Here is a 19,770-nt window from a genome sequence, read left to right on the forward strand (position 1 = left end):
TCCCCCTCCAGGGGAGGGTCAGAGAGCAGCTACTCCTGCATCATCTCGCCGCTGCCGCCGAACTCGGCCGGGAAATCCTTCAGCTTGGGCAGGCCGTCGCGCATCGGCAGCACGGTCTCGGCGTAATTGACGTGGACGCCGGGCGTGAACGCGAGCGTGGGAATGGTGGCGGTGAAGACGTCGATGAGACCAAGCGGCGGGTGATTGGTCATCAGATGGCCACCGCACTTCCTGCAATATTTGCGCTGGCTGAGCGGCGTCTTGGCGAAGGTCTCGACATGCTGGGCGCCCTCGGTGATGCGCACGGCTTCGGGCTTCCACAGGCTGAAGGCGTTCACCGGTCCGCCGGACCAGGACCGGCAGGAACGGCAATGGCAATAGCCCATCGCCTCCGGCGCGCCCGTGACCTCGACCGTGACAGCGCCGCAGAAGCAGTTTCCGACATGTTTCATTTTGGTCGTCTCCATGATGAAGGATCGATATCGCGTGGCGCGAGGCAGAGACTATACTGATCTGCGCCAGGGAATAAGCATCGACACCCGTTGTTTGTACTGCCGGTACTCGTCGCCGAAGAGATCGACGAGGTCGTGCTCCTCCAGCGCGATGCCGACGAAGATGTAGAGCGTGGTCACGACCGCGAACAGCAGATGGCCCACAGTCATGACCGGCGCCGCCCAGAACGCGATGATGAAACCGAGATAGATCGGATGACGGACGAACTTGTAGAGCAGCGGCGTCTTGAAACGCGGCGGCGCGGCTTCCCTGCCGACGAGATGATCGGTCACCTGAGACAGGCCGAACAATTCGAAATGGTTGATGATGAAGGTCGAGGTGAAGACCAGCACCCAGCCCGCAAAGGACAGCGTGACCACCGTCACGGCAAGATCGGGGTTCTCGACCTCCCATATGACCGTGGGCAGCGGACGCCACTGCCAGAACAGGAGGAGCAATGACAGGCTCGCGAACAACACATAGGTCGAGCGCTCGACCGGCTTGGGGACGAACTGCGTCCACCACGCCTTGAATTGCTGGCGCGCCATCACGCTGTGTTGAACCGCGAACAGCGTCATCAGCAGCAGATTGATGATGACCGCGCGGACGACGGGCGCTTCGGCTCCGGTGTCGATGGTCTTCGGCACCATCACCCCCATGACGAAGCCGATGGCATAGAGAACGGTGACGAAAAAGACGAGATATGCCGCAATTCCGTACAGAAAGGCGATGAACTTGAAAATGCGTGAGCCCGCAACTTCCGGGCCGATAGAATGAACCTGGTGATCAAGTTGGGTCATAGAACGCTCCGTTGTGCCGAGGCATCGGCACTGTTTGGTCTTCGCACCATGCCGGATCGGACGTCCCCCGACTTTCGCGGGGGGTTGATTTTCGCCTGAGACGACTTTGATTTTTGCTTGAGACGACAGAGACGTGCGATTTTGCTTTGAAAACAACGTGCTGGACGGCGATCTGCGGGAGCTCACCTGCTCCGGAGTGGCCGTGCCGCTGCAGCCGCAGGTGTTCGATCTCCTGCTTTACCTGGTCGCGGAGCGCGCCCGGGTGGTCAGCAAGGATGACCTGATCAGCCAGATCTGGAGCGACCGGATCGTCTCGGATTCCGCCCTGAACAGCCGCATCAACGCCGCGCGCAAGGCGCTGGGCGACGACGGCGCGACCCAGCGGCTGATCAAGACCATTCCGCGCAAGGGCTTTCGTTTCGTCGGCGATGTCCGGGAAGACGTGGCCGCTGCGCCGACGCCCGCTGAACCCGCAACAGTGCGCGCAGTGACGGACCGCCCGGGGATCGCGGTGCTAGCCTTCGAGAACATGAGCGGCGATCCCGCACAGGACTATTTTGGCGACGGAATCAGCGAGGACATCCTCACGGCGCTGTCGAAGCAGCGCTGGTTCATGGTGATTGCCCGCAACTCCTCCTTCACCTACAAGGGTCGCGCGGTCCACATCAGGCAGATTGCCGAGGAACTCGGCGTCCGCTATATCGTCGAAGGCAGCGTGCGCAAGGCGGACAACCGGGTGCGTATCACCGCGCAGCTCAACGACGCCACGTCAGGCGGCCATCTCTGGGCCGAGCGCTACGACCGCGAGCTGGTCGACGTCTTTGCCGTGCAGGACGAGATCACCAACGCGATCGTCGCGGCGATCGAGCCTCACATCCACGCCGCGGAGAATTTTCGTAGCCATCGCAAGCCGCCCGCGAGCCTGGACGCCTGGGACCTCTTGATGCGCGCGCTGTCACATTACTGGCGCGTCACCCGGCAGGACCACGAGGCCGCCAAGGCGCTGCTCGAGCGCGCGACCGCAATCGATCCGAATTACGGCCAGGCGCTGTCGGTGCTGGCCGCGAATGACATGTTCGGCGTGCATCTCGGCTGGGTCGAACTGGCCGCGGTTGCCCGGGTCGCGGAAGCCGCCGCGCTCAAAGCGGTGCGCTGCGACCATGAGGATGCCTGGGCGCATGCCGCGCTCGGCAGCGTCTACTTCTCGACACGCAGGCTTGCGGACGCGTTGTCCGAGTTCGAGCAGGCCCTCGCGCTCAATCCGAACTTCTCTCTGGCGCAAGGCTACCACGCGCTGGCGCTGTCCTATGCCGGACGGTCGAAGGAGGCGTTTGCGGCGGCGCAGAAGGCGATCCGGCTCTCGCCGCGCGATCCGTCGCTGGCGATCTATCACGGCATCGCGGCCTATGCGCGCTTCACCGAGCGGCAATATGACGAAGCCATCGCGCTTGCGCGCGAGGCGATCCGCCACCGCGGCGACCTCACCGGCGCCTACCGCGTTCTCGCCGTTTCGGCCGGCATGACCGGCGATGGCGCGCTTGCGGAGATGGCGCTCGGCGAGCTCCGCCGCACCCAGCCGGGCATCTCGCTGCACTGGATTGCGACGAAACTGCCGTGGGCCAGTGACGCCGATCGCGAGCACTATCTGGAGGGATTCCGGCGCGCCGGGTTGCGGTGAGGCGCAGCGCTGCTACGCCACGCGCTTCCGGCGCAAATGGACGATGACGTCGAGCCGCGCGATCTCGTGGCCGGGAAGCGCCTCGGGTATCCTGGTGAAGGCGAGGCCGTCGGCGACATCGACCAGCACATCCTCGCCTTCGAGATAGAAGTGCGGATGCAGCGACGTGTCGGTGTCGAAGAACGACTTGATGCCGTCGGCCGCGATCCGGCGCAACAGACCGGCTTCCGTGAACTGGTTCAGGGTGTTGTAGACGGTCGCGAGCGACAGATAGGCGTTCGCGGCCAGCGCCTCTTCATAAAGGCTCTCCGCGGTGACGTGACGGTGACCGCGCAGGAACAGCAACTGGCCGAGCGCCAGGCGCTGGCGGGTCGGCCGCAGGCCGGCATCGACGAGCAATTGCAGACAGTGCTGCATGCCCTCATCCACCTCCGGTCCGACGACGTCAGATCCGTTGTCGTCGGCCGCAGGGATATTGGTGGCGTGCATGTCCATCGATCGTCTCACGTCTGCAAGAACCAGGACGCGCAACGCGCTATCCCAGTTGCTATTCGATCGCAGAAGCGGCGACCTGGCTTTGATCCGGATCAAATTTGGCGCCGACCCGCCTCTGACCTATCGCAGGGCGGTCCGGCTTATTCCCAACCAGAATGTCCCGGTATCGACGGGCGCTGCGGACGTCCTGGCGGTTACTTCGCTTTCACCTGGATCGGCTTCGGGGCCGGCATCGCCGCCCATTCCTTGTCGGCGCGCGGGCCGTTGAGATCGCCGGTCAGGCCGACGAGCTGGCCGGGAAGCACGTCGAGGGTCTGCTGCCAGGTCTGGGTCTGGCACAGGAATTTGATGAGGCAGCCTTTCAGCTTCAGGCGATCGGCGGATTCGCGCCAGAGCGAGACCGAGTAGAACTTGCCGTCCTCGGCATTGTAGATGTCGCCGGCAAACCGTCCCTCGGGCGTCGCCTGCAGGCCCATGATGAGCTGGTGACCGAGCAGCGTGCGGGCGCGCTTGTCGGCATCAGGGTTTTCCTTGTCGCGATAAGGCTGGCCGCGCTTGTCGGCCGGCTCCTTCATCCAGACGATGAAGCCGCAGATGCGGTCGCGCGCCGGGCCGCAGCGCTCGAGGCGGATGCGGGCGCGGCCATCCTCGACGAGCCATGTGCCGCTGGGATCGGTCGGGGCGGCCGCGCCGGCGCGACCACCGATGATCATCATCACGACGGTGATCGCGACGCGCAGCACGAAGCGAAGGAGAAGGTTCATCTGCATGCCTTTCGTTGAACGGGGTGCCGCGTCAGTTCAGTTGCGCCATCAGCGCGTCGGCGCCCTTGTCGAGACCGGCGGTGGCGGCCGCGAGCGCGCCGACGCTGGCCTTGATGTCGTAGGCGCCGGGGTATTGCTTGGTGACGTAGGCCGAGACCAGGCGTGAGGTCGAAGCGTCGAAGATCTCGACGCCGTAGATGACCGAGCCGGTCAACATGCCCTCGCCGTCGCGTGCCGCCTGCACGCCGTTGTAGACCGCGCCGGCCATGTCGAAGCGCGAGAGCGTGCCGAGCACCGGCGTGTTGGTGACGGCGCCGGTCAGCGTCAGCCTGATGCGCAGTGTGTTCGGCCCGCGCTCGCGCACCAGCGCGAAGCGGCCGCGCAGCCGGTCGGCGAAACAGTTCTGCATGTAGGCGGCGAGCGTCGCCTTGTCCTTGCCGGACATGTCGCCGAACTGGTGATCCCTGCCGCGGTAGACCACGACGGGATCGAGGATCACTTTATTATATGAGCGCCAATCGACCGGCGTGGAATAGCGGTAGGGCACACGGCCGGAGGTGTCGGACTTGTCGGGGGCCATGTAGGCCGAGGACGCCATCTCCGAATAGGGCACCGGCGCGACCGAGGCGCAGCCGGCCGAGGCAACGCAAAGCACCAGCGTTCCCAGACCGCGCAGGGCGATCGAGCGATCCATTCCAGACTCCTCTTGCGGCTTCCTTGGAAGGCCAACCTTTAAAGATGCAATGACGACCGCAGCCGCGCTTGGGACCAGACACGGCTGCGGCGCTCACCATTGCCGGCCCAGGGCATCGTCCGGGGCCTTTTCGGATGCCCTGAGCCGTCTCAGTGTTTCCGTTTATAAAACCGACCAGTTGGTTTGTAAAATCTCAAAACGGCGACCTGACGCATTTGGCCGCAGGCGCGGCATTAGGCAGCGTCCGGTTGGAATTCGTTAACGGTGAATCAGGCGCGCTTGCGCGGGGTTGCAGCCTTTGCCGCCGATGCCGCTCCGGCTTTTGCGGCACGCTTCATGGCCGGCTGTTCGAGGCCGGTCCACTGCCCGTCGTCGAGCAGACGCGCGAACAGCCGCTGGTGCTCGTCCTTGCTGAGCGGCGACATGCCGAACAACGAGCTCAGCAGCAGTCCGAGCGCTCCGGCCCAGCGCAGCATCGCGAGATCAGGGTCGGCAGCCTCTTCCTTGATCGCCGCCATCCGCTTCGTCTCGAGTTCGCGCGGCAGCGCCATCAGGTTGGGATTTTCAACCATGGCCGCAACCAGGGCCAGCGCCGCGGAATTCGGCGAGGTCGCCGCTTCCCTGATCGTGGCAAGCTGGGTCGCCAGATTGGGATTTGCCGAGGTCGCGCTCACCTTGGCCATGTAGCGGGTCGAGAACTCCTCGAAATGCGCCATCTGCCGCTCGAGCAATGCCTTCAGCACCGCCTCCTTGGTGCGGAACTGGTGCATCACCCCGCCCTTGCTGAGGCCGCTCTCACGCGCGATCGCATCGAGCGTCAGCCGTCCGGGTCCGTCGCGCGCGATGATCGCGATGGCCGCTTCGAGCGCAGCGTTGCGGGACCGTTCGGAGCGCGTGGCATTGTCCATGGCGGACTTGTCTCCGTGACAGGAGGATGAATCAAGTGAAAACAGGACGCGCTGTACATTTTTTGTGCGAACCCTGTCGAGACTTTCATCTTGCGGCGCCGAATGAGACTGTGTGAGCCTCGAAACCGGATGGGGACTGGGATGGGCCGGCCGTCGCTTTGCGCGCGAGGACGTCGCGAAGCGTTTGCGGCTGGCCGCGCTTGAGAAAGATACGATATGCCAAAACGAGTGTTGCTTGGTCTCCTCCTCGCTTGCGGCCTCACGGCCCCGGCGCTGGCGCAAGAGCCGAAAACGGGGGGCGTGATCAATGCCGTGATCCAGCCCGAGCCGCCCGGCCTGATGCTTGCGCAGGTCCAGAACGGCCCGACCCAGATGGTCTCGGGCAACATCTTCGAAGGCCTGCTGCGCTACAGCCCCAAGCTCGAGCCGCTGCCGGAGCTTGCCGAAAGCTGGAGCGTCAGCGAGGACGCCAAGACCTACACCTTCAAGCTCAAGAAGGGCGTGACCTGGCATGACGGCAAGCCCTTCACCGCCGCCGACGTCCTGTTCTCGATGGAGATGCTGAAGCAGACGCATGCGCGTGCCCGCACCAATCTGGCGCAGGTCGACAAGATCGAGACGCCGGACGATTATACGGTGGTGTTCACGCTGAAGCAGCCGTTCGGCCCGTTCCTCGGCATCTTCGAGGTCGGCTCGATGCCGATCGTGCCGAAGCATCTCTATGAAGGCACCGACTGGAAGACCAACCCCTACAACAACGCGCCTGTCGGCACCGGCCCCTTCATGTTCAAGGAGTGGCAGAAGGGTTCGTTCATCCGCCTGGTCAAGAACCCGAACTACCACGAGAAGGGCAAGCCCTATCTCGACGAGATCTACTGGCAGATCATTCCCGACGCGGCCGCGCGCTCGGTGGCGTATGAGACCGGCAAGGTCGATGTGCTGCCCGGCGGCTCGGTCGAGAATTTCGACGTGCCGCGGCTGTCCAAGCTGAAGGATACCTGCGTCACCGGCGCCGGCTGGGAGTTCTTCTCGCCGCTCGCCTGGCTATGGCTGAACAACCGCCAGGGTCCGCTCGCTGACAAGCGGGTGCGACAGGCGATCATGTACGCGATCGACCGCGATTTCGCCAAGGACGTGATCTGGAACGGGCTCGGCAAGGTAGCGACAGGCCCGTCCGCCTCGACCATCAAGTTCTACACCGATGACGTGCCGAAATACGCTTACAATCCGGCCAAGGCCAAGGCGCTGCTGAAGGAAGCCGGCTACAAGGGCGAGAAGATCCGCCTGCTGCCGCTCGCCTATGGCGAGACCTGGCAGCGCTGGGGTGAAGCGGTGAAGCAGAATCTCCAGGACGTCGGCATGAACATCGAGACGATCGCCACCGACGTCGCCGGCGGCAACCAGAAGATCGGCGACTGGGACTATGACATCGCCTTCACCTATCTCTACCAATATGGCGATCCCGCGCTCGGGGTCGGCCGCAATTATATCTCCAGCAACATTGCCAAGGGGCAGGTCTTCAACAACGTCGAGGGCTACTCCAACCCGGAGATCGACAAGCTGTTCGCCGACGGCGCGACCGCGACCCCGGATTCCAAGCGCAAGGAGATCTACGACAAGGCGCAGAAGATCCTGGTCGAGGACGTGCCGGTGGCCTGGATGCTGGAGCTGCAATTCCCGACCATCACGCGCTGCAAGGTCAAGAACCTGATCACCACGGGGATCGGGGTCAATGACGGCTTCAAGGACGCATGGCTCGACAAGTGAGCGTGTGCCTTCCTTCACCTCTCCCCGCTTGCGGGGAGAGGTCGACGCGCTCGCAGAGCGCGGCGGGTGAGGGGGTACAGGTCCATCGGCATTCTCACGTGTGGAGAGAGGCCCCTCACCCCAACCCTCTCCCCGCAAGAGCGGGGCGAGGGAGCGCACTGCCCATGTGGCTTCAGGTCACGTTACAAGATATGTCTCACTAGATGCTCTCCTTCGTCGCTCAGCGTGTCGTGAAGGGCGTGATCGTCCTGCTTGCGATCGTCGTCCTCAATTTCTTCCTGATCCGGCTCGCACCCGGTGACCCCGCGATCGTGATGGCGGGCGAGGCCGGCGCCAGTGACCAGGTCTTCGTCAAGCAGCTCAGGGAGAAGTTCGGCCTCGACAAGCCGCTGCCCGAGCAGCTCTTCATCTACGTCAAGGGCGTCGCCACCCTCGACCTCGGCTTCTCCTTTCGCCAGCAGGCGCCGGTCGCCAAGCTGATCGGTGAACGGCTGCCGGCGACGCTGCTGCTGACGCTGACCGCCTTCGCGATCTCGCTGACGCTTGGCATCCTGTTCGGCACATTCGCCGCTCGCTTTGCCGGAACCTTCCTCGACACGGCCATCACCGTATTCGCGCTGATCTTCTACGCCATGCCGATCTTCTGGGTGGCGCTGATGGGCATCCTCCTGTTCTCGGTCACCATGGATTGGCTGCCGAGCTTCGGTTACGAGACGGTCGGCGCCAACCTCACCGGCCTTGCCCATGCGGTCGACGTCGCAAAGCACCTGATCATGCCGGCGATGACGCTCGGCCTGTTCTTCATGGCGACCTACACCCGCATGACGCGCGCCTCGATGCTGGAGGTGAAGCGGCTCGACTTCGTCAAGACCGCGCGCGCCAAGGGCCTCTCCGATGCCGTGATCCAGCGCCGCCACGTGCTGCGCAACGCGCTGCTGCCGGTCGTGACGCTCGCCGGCGTGCATTCCGGCACACTGATCGGCGGCGCGGTCATCACCGAGACCGTGTTCGCCTGGCCCGGCATCGGGCGCCTGATGTACGACGCGCTGCTGCAGCGTGACTACAATCTGCTGCTCGGCGTCTTCGTGATCTGCTCCGCCATGGTGCTAATCTTCAACCTCATCACCGACCTCGTCTATCGACTGGTCGATCCGGCGCATCGAATACGCCACATGAAACAGTTCTGGAAATCGATGCTGAAGAGCCCCAGCGGCGTCATCGGGCTCGTCATCCTCCTGCTCGCGATCTCGGTCGCGGTATTCGGGCCGATGCTGTTCCCGAACTCGCCCTGGCGCATGGTGCAGCGGCCGTTCCTGCCCCCCTTCACGCTCTCGAGCGTGCCGCTCGGCACCGACGCACTCGGCCGCGACGTGTTCGCCGGCATGATTTTTGGCGCACGCGTGTCCCTCCTTGTTGGCCTCGTCTCCACACTCGTCGCGCTGCTCGTCGGCGTTCCCATCGGCGCCATGGCCGGCTATTTCGGCGGCAAGGTCGACGACGCCCTGATGCGCTTCACCGAATTCTTCCAGACCATTCCAAGCTTCGCGCTCGCCATCGTGCTGGTCGCAATCCTGCAGCCCTCGATCTATTCGATCGTGGCCTCGATCGCGCTGGTGAGCTGGCCGCCGGTCGCCCGCCTCGTGCGCGGCGAGGTGCTGTCGCTGCGCACGCGCGAATATGTCCAGGCAGCCGTCGTGACCGGCCAGAGCAACAGCTGGATCATCCTGCGCGAGATCCTGCCCAACGCGCTGTCGCCGGTGATCGTGCTGGCCTCGCTGATGGTGGCGACCGCGATCCTGCTGGAATCCTCGCTGGCGTTCCTTGGCCTGGGCGATCCCAATCTGATCTCATGGGGCTACATGGTCGGCGCCGGCCGCACCGTGATCCGCCAGGCCTGGTGGATCACCGTATTCCCCGGCGTCGCCATCCTGATTTCGGTGCTCGGGCTGAACCTGATCGGCGAGGGCCTCAATGACGCGCTCAATCCGCGCCTGTCGCGGGAGGGCCGCTGATGATGACCGCCCCGCCCGCCGTCTCCATCAGGAATTTGCGGATCGCGCTGCCCAAGGGCGCCGAGCGTCCCTTCGCCGTCGACGGCGTCTCGCTGGACCTGCGGCCCGGCAAGATCGTCTGCGTCGTCGGCGAATCCGGCTCCGGCAAGTCGATGTGCGCGCATGCGCTGATGGGCCTTTTGCCGGATACGGTGTCCGTCGCCTCCGGCGAGATCCAGTTCGAAGGCCGCGACCTGCTCAAGCTGGATGACGATGGCTGGCGCGATCTGCGCGGCCGCAGGCTGGCGATGATCTTCCAGGAGCCGATGACCGCGCTCAATCCGTTGATGCGGATCGGCGACCAGATGGCGGAGATGTTCGAGGCGCACGGCCTGCTGACGCCCAAGGAACGGCGCGCCAAGGCGCTGTCGCTGGCGCGCGAGGTCGGCCTGCCCGACCCCGAGCGCATCGTGCGCGCCTATCCGCACCAGCTCTCCGGCGGCCAGCGCCAGCGTGCCATGATCGCGATGGCGCTCGCGCTCGAACCCGCGGTGCTGGTCGCGGACGAGCCGACCACTGCGCTCGACGTCACCACGCAGGCGCAGATCCTGAAGCTGATCCGCAATCTCCAGCGGAACCGCAACATGGCGGTGATGTTCATCACCCATGATTTCGGCGTGGTCGCCGATATCGCCGACCAGGTCGTGGTGCTCCGCCACGGCAAGGTCGTGGAGGAAGGTCCCGCCGCTGCCGTCTTCAGCGAGCCGCAGCACGATTACACCAAGGCGCTGCTCGCCGCCGTGCCGTCGATGGATCCACCGGCGCGCAGCCCCGTCGACGACCAGGCACGAGCCGTCGAGGTGATCGGGCTGGACAAGACCTATGTCACGTCAGGCGGCTGGTTTCGCGAGGACCGCCGCGTCGATGCCGCGCGCGCGGTCAACTTCAACATCCTCAAGGGCGAGACGCTTGGCCTCGTCGGCGAATCCGGCTCCGGCAAGTCGTCGGTGGCGCGCCTCGTGATGCGGCTCATCGAGGCCGACCGCGGCACGGTGCGGATCGGCGAGACCGATCTCACCTCACTCTCGGGCAAGGCGCTGCGGGCCGAGCGCCACCGCATCCAGATGATTTTTCAGGATCCGTTCGCCTCGCTCAATCCGCGGCGCAAGATCGGCCATATCATCGCCGACGGCCCGATCGCGGCCGGCACCGATCCGAAGGTGGCGTTCGACCGCGCTCGCGATCTCCTCAAGATGGTGGGCCTCGATGCCGGCGCACTCGAACGCTATCCGCACGAATTCTCCGGCGGCCAGCGCCAGCGCATCGGCATTGCCCGCGCGCTCGCGCTCGAGCCCGAGATCATCGTCGCCGACGAAGCCGTCTCCGCGCTCGACGTCTCGGTGCAGGCGCAGGTGTTGAAGCTGCTCGAAGACCTCAAGGCGCGCCTTGGCCTGTCGATGCTGTTCATCACTCACGACTTACGCGTCGCCGCCCAGATCTGCGACCGCATCGCGGTGATGCAGCGCGGCGCCATCGTCGAGTTGAAGCCGACCGCGCAGCTCTTCGCCGCGCCCGAGCATACCTATACGCGTGAGCTGTTGGCGGCAGTGCCGGGACGGAAGGAACGCGCACCCGCGGCCTGAGAGCGGGTGTTTCGCTCCGGTATCCCGTTCCGCTCCCGCAACGGAGCAGTCACGGGCTTTTTATCCTTCGTGACCGCCCACACAGCTGCAAACCTGAAGCCTGCCCCCATATCCGCATGGAATGATTTCCATCATCTGATGATGGATTTGCCGATCTATTTGGAGCCGACATGGGCCAGGTTATTCAGTTTGTCTCGCGATCCGAGCGCGAACGTATTCGCCTCATCCAGGAGGCGCGCGCGATCTATGACAGCATCTTCCCGGCTGATCCGGCCGGCGAACGGCACGACAAGGCGACGATCAGCCGCGCGACCGCCGGCGGCGATGCGGGAAACCTGGCGTGATCAAGATCATCGCGGTTCTTTGCAGCCTCGCCGCTCCGGGAAACTGCCACGAGCAGATCGTCACAACGTCGGACTTCGCCAATGTGTCGATGCAGTCCTGCCTGATGGGCGCACCGCAGCTCGCCGAATGGATGAACCAGCATCCGGCCGAGCGCCTGGCGGGATGGCGCTGCGTGATCGGTCAGCAGGGCGGCAGGGGCGCGTAAGGTCAGCCCGACCTGAACGGCGCAATCCGGTGAACCGTGACGACGGCGCACCTCCACGCTAGGATGGCATGTCGCTGCCTGGCACAGGGGGACGCCGGATGGAAGTCGCGAGCCTCGTTCTTCCCGTATTCGCGATCATCGTCACCGGCTGGCTGGCCGGCGAGCTCGGCTATCTCTCACGATCGCTGGCCGACGCGCTGGTGCACTTCGCCTACAATGTGGCGATGCCGGCGCTGCTGGTCGTCACGATCGCGCAGGAGCCGGCTCGCAACCTGCTGGAATGGCGTTTCCTGCTCGCCTTCGGCGGCGGCTCCCTGATCTGCTTTGCACTGGTCTTCCTGGCGGTCCGCGCCGGCGGAAAGCATGATCTCGCCAACAGCACGATCCGTGGCATGGCGGCGGCGATGACCAATACCGGCTTCGTGGCGCTGCCGATCCTGCACGCGATCTACGGCCAGCCCGCCGTGCTGCCTGCTGCGGTGGCGACGGTGTTCGTCGCCGCCGTGATGTTTCCGATCACGGTCATCCTGCTCGAAAGGGACGCCCGCGGGTCGTCCGCGCAGTCCGCTGGCCTCGCGAAGCAGATCCTGCTCAATCCGATGGTGCTGTCGACCCTGATCGGCCTCGTCTGGGCGATCACGGGCCTGCCGATTCCGGCGCCGGTCGCGGCCTATCTCAACATGATCGCCGCCGCGCTGACGCCCTGCGCCCTGTTTGCCATCGGGCTCGGGCTGTCGGTCGAAGGCCTGCGGTCCAGCCTGAAGGCATCGTTCACGCTCGCGGCCGTGAAGCTCGTGATCATGCCGCTGATCGTCTACGGCCTTTGTGTGATCACCGGCCTCAGCGCGCTCTACACCGTCGCCGCCGTGATATGCGCCGCCGTGCCGACGGCGAAGACCGTGTACGTGCTGGCGCATGAGCATAAAGTCGAGGAGAAGCTGGTCGCGGCCACGGTCTCGGTCACGACGATGCTGTCGGTCGCGACATTGCTTGTCGCGCTGTACCTCCTCTCCGGTCTCGCGACCGGGGCGCGCTGACCCGCACGGGCGCGCTTATCTCGTGGTATTGCTCCAGGTGGGAACCGAGTTGGTCACGCCGACGGAAGGCCAATTGTAGGATCCGATCGACGGCGCCGTAACGGTGCCGACGGTCTGGCCGGACGAGCCATAGGCGGCCCTGGGCTGCGCAATTGGCGCGCCGGCACCGCTATAGGTCGGGCCCACCACGCTTGTGTTGTAATAATGCCTGCTCGAGCGGGCCTTCTTCGCTTCAGCCGCAAAGGGCGCAGCAAGCAGTCCGGTCGTGACGAGTGCGGCGATGGCGAGCTTGATGCTGGTCATGGCTGATCCCTTCTCGCTGGGGTGCCCCTTTGGTCATCTGATCATTCGTCGGACAATTTCCATAGGCCTCTCGTTCATAACTCCGTGCACACGCGAAGGTGCCGCAGCCGGGCGCGCGGCCTTCGGATGGACCCGAATCAGCGCTAGTGCATTGCCTGAACGACTTCCTGGACCTGAGTGACATGACCGGCCCTGAACTGAAGCAGCTTCGCAGCGACCTTTCCGACGTCATCGAGCGCAAGCTGACGGCAGCCGATATGGCCAAGCTCTGCGGATTGCCGGAGAAGGGCGGGGCCGACACGATCCGGCGCTGGGAGGTGAGCGGCCCGACGCCGTCGGCGACAAAGGTGCTGCGCGTGCTCGCGATGGCGAGCGAGCGCTATCCGATCCTGGAGAAGTTCGACATCTTCGATCGCCACGACGTGCGCGAGGAGGATCGGCCGGCCAGGCGCGCCGCGTTCCGCGCGCAGATGCGCGACGAGGTGCTGCGGCGTCTTGGCTAACGAAAGGCGCGCGCAAGCTCGCCGGCTGCGCAGAATTAAGCCTTCCTTCAGCATTTCTTAAGCTGGCATTAAGCACGAAAATCAACTGCGGCCCAATAAGTTAGGTTGGGTGCCGCTGTGCCACGGATGTGACAGCATTTTCATCAAAAGCAAGCTATCTGCAAAACCAACGACGGCGCGGAAAGCGCGCCAGCCGGGGACATAAGTGTTGGAGTTCAAGACGATGAAGAAGATTCTGTTTGCGACCGTGGCGCTGCTGGTTGCGGGCGCTGCCGCGCCGGCCGTCGGTGCCGATCTCGGCAACCGCAACTATTACAAGGCGCCCGCGCCGGCCTACGTCGCGCCGATCTACAACTGGACCGGCTTCTACATCGGTGGCCATCTCGGCGGCGCCTTCTCCAGCGACAACAATTTCAACGGCCTCTCCACCGGCAACAACGGCAACGGTCGTTTCCTCGGCGGCGTGCAGGTCGGTGCGGACTGGCAGTTCAACCCGAACTTCGTGGTCGGCGTCGAAGGCCAGTATTCCTGGCTGTCCGGCAGCGTCGGCGCGGTGTTTCCGGGCGGCGTCGCCTACACCAACGACCAACGCGGCCTCGGCTCGATCACCGGCCGCGTCGGCTACACCATGGGGCCCGGGCCTCGTCTACGTGAAGGGCGGCTACGCCTATTCCGACAACAACGAGAAGGTGACCGTCGGCGGCGTGCCGACCGCTTTCGTCATCACCGGCGATCACCGCAACGGCTACACCGTCGGCGCCGGCCTCGAATACATGTTCGCCCCGAACTGGTCGGCCAAGGCCGAGTACCAGTACTACAATTTCGGCGACGCGAGCTTCACCGGCGGTCCGCTGGCGGGCACCGGCAAGTTCACCACCGACGACCACACGGTCAAGGCCGGCCTCAACTACCGCTTCAACTGGGCGAGCCCGGCCGTCGCGCGCTACTGATCGGTTAGCAAGACCTTATCTTGACGAAGGGCCGGCGATCTCGCCGGCCCTTTCTTTTTCGCTGTGCGGAACCAACGCAAGCAATTGCACCAATTGCGATTTTTTAACCGGCCCTGCCGATACTGCCCGCCACAAAACAGAAGCAAGAGCGTGGGGGAATTTTCGATGGCGATCCGTCTGGGCGCTGGCCGTTTGCTAGGTCGATTCAAGCCTCGTTTCAAAACGCCACAATGGGGCGTGCGCGGCAGCCTGTTCACGGCCTTCGCGGTGGTCGCGGGCATGGGCCTCGTGATCGCAGCCGGCGCTGGCCTCGCGCTGCAGAATCTCGGCGGACGCATGACAGAACTGAGCGGGCGCGACATTCCGCGCCTTGCCGCCAGCCTGCAATTGTCGGCCCTGAGCGCGAGCCTTGCGGCACAGGGACCGGCCCTGCTTGCGGCTCAAAGCGAGGAAGCCCTGAACGAGCGCACCAAGAAGCTCAGGGAATTGCAGGAGCAGACGCAGCAGAAACTCAACGAGATCATCGAGCTCGGCGGCGACAAGGCCGTCGTCTCCGGACTCAGCGAGACCATGAAGAGCATCAACGAGGCGGCCCAGAGCTTGGCCAAGGCCGCCCGCGAACGGCTGGACATCGCGGCCCTCCATGACAAGCAATATGACGCGCTGCGCAGCGCGCAGGGCGCCTTCGTCGGCGCGGCCAGTCCGGCGATGCTGGAGGCGCAGACGCGGATGAATGCCATTCTCGGCTCGGCGATCCTGTCGGCCGACGATGCCAACGAAGTCGCGCAGACGGTCGGCCAGCTCGGCAACGTCGTCGCCAGCGGCAATCTTGCGGCCGCCGACATGAGCGCGGCGCTGTCGGCGAACACGAGCGACAAGCTCGACGACATCCAGAAGGAATTCAAGACCGCGCAGGGACGCCTGCGCTCGAACCTCGATCTGCTGCCGGACAATGAGGGCAACAAGATGCTGCGCGCGACGGCGGAAAAGCTGCTCGCGCTCGGCACCGGCAAGACCGGCGTGTTCAATCTGCGTGAGAAGGAGCTCGACTCCATCGACTACGGCCAGACCATCCTGGACGAGACGCGCAAGCTCAATGTCGGCCTCGGCATCAGCGTGCAGCAGCTCGTCGACGGCGTGCAGAAGGAGACCAACGCCTCGACCTTCCAGGCGCGCCAGGAGATTTCGCTCGCCACCTCGGTCATGCTGGCGCTGGGCGCGCTGATGCTGGTCGGCTCGGCCCTGTTCGTCTGGCTCTATGTCGGCCGCAACATCCTGCGCCGGATCACCGGTCTCCAGCGCGCCATGCAGCAGCTCTCGGCCGGCGACCTCGACACCGAGATCGCGCGCTCGAAGCACAGTGACGAGATCGGCGCGATGACCGACACGCTGACCGTGTTCCGCGACAGCATGGTCGAGGCCCGCGCGCTCGCCGGCGAGCAGGACAAGGATCGCGCCGCCAAGGCCGAGCGGGCCGCGCGCATGGAAGCCAGGATCGCCGATTTCGAGGGCACCGTGCGCACCGCGCTCGACAATCTCGCGCAATCGGCCAATTCGATGCAGTCGACCGCGCAGAGCATGTCGACCACCGCCGACCAGTCCAACGCGCTGGTGAACGCGGTCGCCTCCGCCGCGGAGGAGACCTCGGTCAACGTACAAACCGTGTCATCGGGCACCGAGCAACTCTCGTCCTCGATCGAGGAGATCAGCAAGCAGGTCGTCACCTCGGCCGCGATCGCCAAGAAGGCGGTCGACGAGGCCGGCGCAACCGACACCACCGTGCAGAGCCTCGCCGACAGCGCAAGCCGCATCAGCGTCGTCGTCGACCTGATCCAGACCATCGCCTCGCAGACCAACCTGCTCGCGCTGAACGCCACCATCGAGGCGGCACGCGCAGGCGAGGCCGGCCGCGGCTTCGCGGTGGTCGCCTCCGAGGTGAAGAGCCTCGCGAGCCAGACCGCGAAAGCGACCGAAGAGATCCGCACCCAGATCGCCAGCATGCAACAGGTCACGACCTCTGCGGTCGGCGCGATCCAGGGCATCGGCCGGATCATCGGCGAGATCAACGATGTCACCACCACGATCGCAGCCGCGGTCGAGGAACAGGGCGCAGCCACCCGCGAGATCGCCCGCAACATCCAGCATGCGGCCGGCGGCACCAGCGATGTCTCCAGCAACATCGTCGGCGTCTCCACCGCCTCTGCGGAGGCCGGCGCGGCTGCGAGCGAAGTGCTGGGCGCCTCCGACGCGCTCCGCCGCGAGGCCGACATGCTGCGCGGAGAGATCGACGCGTTCCTCAACAACATGCGGGCGGCGTAAGGACGCCGGCCACACGGGAACGCCACTCCCTCTCCCGCTTGCGGGAGAGGGCTGGGGTGAGGGTGCCTCCGCGATGGGACCGTCGAAATTTTGGAGTATCCCCTAGAGGAGAGAACCCCCACCCGCCGCGCTACGCGCGTCGACCTCCCCCGCAAGCGGGAGAGGCGCAGCGAGTTCGGGGCACGGCCGTCCCACATGACGGAAAAATCCGCCCGGTATGACCGCCATGCGGAGACCACGGCTCGTCCTTTTTCGGCTGGCGTCCCGCCTCATGTGCGGGTACCGATATTGGATGCATTCGAAGACCGACACCGTGCAGTCCTCGGCCGAGGCCCTGCGCTATCCCTGGGAACAGCATCCCGGCCCCGAAGAGGTCGTGGAGATCCGGCCCGGCGTGTTGTGGGCGCGGCTGAAACTGCCGTTCCGCCTCAACCACGTGAACATCTATCTGCTCGCCGACGGCGACGGCTATGCCATGGTCGACGCGGGCTTCGGCAACGAGGAGACGGTCGAGGCCTGGACGAAGCTGTTCGACGGCCCGCTGAAGGGCGTCAACATCACGCGCCTGATCGTCACGCATTCGCATCCCGATCATGTCGGGCTCGCGGGCTGGATCGTGGAGCGCTTCAACTGCCCGCTGGTGATGTCGCAGGTCGAATATCTGCAATCGGTCTATCACCAGAACCGCGGCACCGAGGAGCGTCGCAACGCGCAGCGGCTGTTCTTCCGCCGTCACGGCATGGACGAGTCGCTCACCGAAAAGCTGCTCGGCCGCGGCCAGGATTATCTCAAGCAGGTGTCAGTGCTGCCGCCGTCCTACCGCCGCATCTCGCATGGCGACGAGATCGTGATCGGCCCGCGCCGCTTCAAGGTGATCACCGGCGGCGGACACGCGCTCGACCAGGTGATGCTCTATTGCGCCGACGACAAGCTGTTCCTCTCCGCCGACCAGGTGCTGAGCAAGATCTCGCCGAACGTCAGCGTGTGGGCGGTCGAGCCCGACCAGAATTCGCTCGGCGAATATCTGGCATCGCTCGCAAGCCTCACCACCTCCCTGCCTTATGACCTCTTGGTGCTGCCCGGCCATGGCGTGCCGTTCTACGGCCTCAAGACCCGCATCAAGCAGCTCGCCGACCACCACGAGGAGCGCTGCCGCCTGATCGCGGACGCCTGCCGCGAGCAGCCGAAGACCTCGCGAGAACTGGTGCCCGTGGTGTTCAACAAGCACGTGCTGGACGAACACCAGATGGGCTTTGCCGCCGGCGAGCTGGTCGCCCACGTCAACTACATGATCGTCGAGGGCCGGCTGACCGCCGAGACCAAGGACGGCGTGCTGCAGTTCCGGACGACCTGAGCCTTGCCTTCGCCTCGCCGCTTGGCGGGACGAGGGAGCAGACGGATGTTGCAGAGCAACATTGCATTTCGCGCGAACTTGATCGGGATCAAGTTTCAATTTGCACGATAGGGCATTTTGCCCAAATGCCCTCCAGGGCCAAATGTGGGATAGCGCGTAGACATTGGAGCTGGAAAAGCTCTAAGAAGATGCGGCCCTTTTGGTCAGTTCCGTCTTAGGTTTTGCCGATGGATTACAGCCAGTTCTTCAATTCCGCCCTCGATCGTCTCCACTCCGAGCGGCGCTACCGCGTGTTCGCCGATCTCGAACGCACAGCGGGCCGGTTCCCGCACGCCGTCTGGCATTCTCCCAAGGGCAAGCGCGACGTCGTGATCTGGTGCTCCAACGACTATCTCGGCATGGGCCAGCACCCGAAAGTGGTCGGCGCCATGGTCGAGACCGCCACTCGCGTCGGCACCGGCGCCGGCGGCACCCGCAACATCGCCGGTACGCATCATCCGCTGGTGCAGCTCGAGGCCGAGCTCGCCGACCTCCACGGCAAGGAAGCCGCGCTGCTGTTCACCTCGGGCTATGTCTCGAACCAGACCGGCATCGCGACCATCGCCAAGCTGATCCCGAACTGCCTGATCCTGTCGGACGAGCTCAACCACAATTCGATGATCGAGGGCATCCGCCAGTCCGGCTGCGAGCGGGTCGTGTTCCGCCATAACGACCTCGCCGATCTCGAAGCGCAGTTGAAGGCTGCGGGCCCGAACCGGCCGAAGCTGATCGCCTGCGAGAGCCTCTATTCCATGGACGGCGACGTCGCCCCGCTCGCCAAGATCTGCGATCTCGCCGAGAAGTACGGCGCGATGACCTATGTCGACGAGGTTCACGCGGTCGGCATGTACGGCCCGCGCGGCGGCGGTATCGCCGAGCGTGACGGCGTCATGCATCGCATCGACATCCTCGAAGGCACGCTCGCCAAGGCATTCGGCTGCCTCGGCGGCTACATCGCGGCCAACGGCCAGATCATCGACGCCGTGCGCTCCTACGCGCCCGGCTTCATCTTCACCACCGCGCTGCCGCCGGCGATCTGCTCGGCCGCGACCGCCGCGATCAAGCATCTGAAGACCTCGAACTGGGAGCGCGAGCGCCACCAGGACCGCGCCGCCCGCGTCAAGGCGATCCTCAGCGCCGCCGGCCTGCCGGTGATGTCGACCGACACCCACATCGTGCCGCTGTTCGTTGGCGATCCCGAGAAGTGCAAGCAGGCCTCCGACCTGCTGCTCGAAGAGCACGGCATCTACATCCAGCCGATCAACTACCCGACCGTGCCCAAGGGCACCGAACGCCTGCGCATCACGCCCTCGCCCTATCACGATGACGGCCTGATCGATCAGCTCGCCGAGGCCCTGCTGCAAGTGTGGGACCGCCTGGGGTTGCCGCTGCAGCAGAAGTCGCTGGCGGCGGAGTGATTGTCGTCCTGGCGAAAGCCAGGACCCATTACCCAGATTGCGGATTGTCGTAGCTCGCTGGGGCT

Annotated in this window: 18 protein-coding genes and 2 pseudogenes; 13 read left to right on the forward strand and 7 right to left on the reverse strand. The window is 64.9% G+C overall.

Translation table 11 applies throughout. The features are described from left to right. Positions 1–29: 29 nt before the first annotated feature. Both ACVJ19_RS08860 and mddA read right to left on the reverse strand, forming a co-directional pair. On the reverse strand, positions 30–452 hold the full coding sequence (locus ACVJ19_RS08860; RefSeq protein WP_212342341.1) for a GFA family protein: 423 nt from the start codon (positions 450–452) through the stop codon (positions 30–32). Positions 453–503: 51 nt separating this feature from the next. After that, positions 504–1,292 (reverse strand): methanethiol S-methyltransferase, encoded by a 789-nt coding sequence (gene mddA / locus ACVJ19_RS08865; protein WP_453949308.1) that lies wholly within the window; start codon positions 1,290–1,292, stop codon positions 504–506. A gap of 133 nt (positions 1,293–1,425) precedes the next feature. On the opposite strand from mddA, the gene ACVJ19_RS08870 reads away from it, so the two are divergent. Beyond that, the gene (locus tag ACVJ19_RS08870) at positions 1,426–2,970 is read left to right on the forward strand and encodes a winged helix-turn-helix domain-containing protein (protein ID WP_453949307.1); all 1,545 of its coding nucleotides are present in this window, start codon (positions 1,426–1,428) and stop codon (positions 2,968–2,970) included. A 12-nt stretch (positions 2,971–2,982) separates the two neighbouring features. On the opposite strand, the gene irr is transcribed toward ACVJ19_RS08870, so the two are convergent. The 4 genes from irr to ACVJ19_RS08890 form a co-directional block, all read right to left on the reverse strand. Next, entirely contained in the window at positions 2,983–3,465 is a 483-nt protein-coding gene (irr, locus tag ACVJ19_RS08875; RefSeq protein WP_453949306.1) for a Fur family transcriptional regulator Irr, read from the reverse strand. Positions 3,466–3,659: 194 nt separating this feature from the next. Next, on the reverse strand, positions 3,660–4,229 hold the full coding sequence (locus ACVJ19_RS08880; RefSeq protein ID WP_453949305.1) for a DUF2147 domain-containing protein: 570 nt from the start codon (positions 4,227–4,229) through the stop codon (positions 3,660–3,662). Positions 4,230–4,260: 31 nt separating this feature from the next. After that, positions 4,261–4,923: a DUF3313 domain-containing protein gene (locus ACVJ19_RS08885; RefSeq protein ID WP_453949303.1), complete on the reverse strand. Its 663-nt coding sequence runs from the start codon at positions 4,921–4,923 to the stop codon at positions 4,261–4,263. A 269-nt stretch (positions 4,924–5,192) separates the two neighbouring features. Then, complete coding sequence (locus ACVJ19_RS08890) at positions 5,193–5,831, reverse strand: TetR/AcrR family transcriptional regulator (RefSeq protein WP_453949302.1); 639 nt, start codon at positions 5,829–5,831, stop codon at positions 5,193–5,195. Positions 5,832–6,047: 216 nt separating this feature from the next. Between ACVJ19_RS08890 and ACVJ19_RS08895 the strand changes: the two genes are divergently transcribed. The 7 genes and pseudogenes from ACVJ19_RS08895 (at position 6,048) to ACVJ19_RS08925 (ending at position 12,819) form a co-directional block, all read left to right on the forward strand. Continuing rightward, positions 6,048–7,598 carry an ABC transporter substrate-binding protein gene (locus ACVJ19_RS08895; protein WP_453949301.1) on the forward strand — a complete coding sequence of 517 codons (1,551 nt, stop codon included), beginning with the start codon at positions 6,048–6,050 and terminating at the stop codon, positions 7,596–7,598. Between the two features lie 203 nt (positions 7,599–7,801). After that, positions 7,802–8,774: pseudogene (locus tag ACVJ19_RS08900) on the forward strand (ABC transporter permease). After that, a complete protein-coding gene (locus tag ACVJ19_RS08905) occupies positions 8,771–9,610 on the forward strand; it encodes an ABC transporter permease (protein WP_453949300.1) in 840 nt (279 codons plus the stop codon). The pseudogene ACVJ19_RS08900 and the gene ACVJ19_RS08905 overlap by 4 nt, the downstream one beginning before the upstream one ends. A gap of 2 nt (positions 9,611–9,612) precedes the next feature. Next, positions 9,613–11,232 (forward strand): ABC transporter ATP-binding protein, encoded by a 1,620-nt coding sequence (locus ACVJ19_RS08910; RefSeq protein ID WP_453955118.1) that lies wholly within the window; start codon positions 9,613–9,615, stop codon positions 11,230–11,232. Between the two features lie 170 nt (positions 11,233–11,402). Then, on the forward strand, positions 11,403–11,576 hold the full coding sequence (locus ACVJ19_RS08915; RefSeq protein WP_453949299.1) for a hypothetical protein: 174 nt from the start codon (positions 11,403–11,405) through the stop codon (positions 11,574–11,576). After that, a complete protein-coding gene (locus tag ACVJ19_RS08920; RefSeq protein ID WP_453949298.1) occupies positions 11,573–11,782 on the forward strand; it encodes a hypothetical protein in 210 nt (69 codons plus the stop codon). The genes ACVJ19_RS08915 and ACVJ19_RS08920 overlap by 4 nt, the downstream gene beginning before the upstream one ends. A gap of 68 nt (positions 11,783–11,850) precedes the next feature. After that, positions 11,851–12,819, forward strand: a complete 969-nt coding sequence (locus ACVJ19_RS08925) for an AEC family transporter (protein ID WP_453949297.1) — start codon at positions 11,851–11,853, stop codon at positions 12,817–12,819. Between the two features lie 15 nt (positions 12,820–12,834). On the opposite strand, the gene ACVJ19_RS08930 is transcribed toward ACVJ19_RS08925, so the two are convergent. Beyond that, positions 12,835–13,122 (reverse strand): hypothetical protein, encoded by a 288-nt coding sequence (locus ACVJ19_RS08930; RefSeq protein ID WP_453949296.1) that lies wholly within the window; start codon positions 13,120–13,122, stop codon positions 12,835–12,837. Positions 13,123–13,304: 182 nt separating this feature from the next. Here ACVJ19_RS08930 and ACVJ19_RS08935 point away from each other — a divergent pair, with 182 nt between their 5' ends. The 5 genes and pseudogenes from ACVJ19_RS08935 (at position 13,305) to hemA (ending at position 19,705) form a co-directional block, all read left to right on the forward strand. After that, positions 13,305–13,625, forward strand: a complete 321-nt coding sequence (locus ACVJ19_RS08935) for a hypothetical protein (RefSeq protein ID WP_453949295.1) — start codon at positions 13,305–13,307, stop codon at positions 13,623–13,625. A 223-nt stretch (positions 13,626–13,848) separates the two neighbouring features. After that, positions 13,849–14,575: pseudogene (locus ACVJ19_RS08940) on the forward strand (outer membrane protein). Positions 14,576–14,740: 165 nt separating this feature from the next. After that, complete coding sequence (locus ACVJ19_RS08945) at positions 14,741–16,894, forward strand: methyl-accepting chemotaxis protein (RefSeq protein WP_453949293.1); 2,154 nt, start codon at positions 14,741–14,743, stop codon at positions 16,892–16,894. Positions 16,895–17,186: 292 nt separating this feature from the next. Next, on the forward strand, positions 17,187–18,248 hold the full coding sequence (locus ACVJ19_RS08950; protein WP_453949292.1) for an MBL fold metallo-hydrolase: 1,062 nt from the start codon (positions 17,187–17,189) through the stop codon (positions 18,246–18,248). Between the two features lie 227 nt (positions 18,249–18,475). Beyond that, positions 18,476–19,705, forward strand: a complete 1,230-nt coding sequence (gene hemA / locus ACVJ19_RS08955; protein ID WP_453949291.1) for a 5-aminolevulinate synthase — start codon at positions 18,476–18,478, stop codon at positions 19,703–19,705. The last annotated feature ends 65 nt before the right edge of the window (positions 19,706–19,770 follow it).

Source organism: Bradyrhizobium sp. USDA 376, assembly GCF_054063675.1.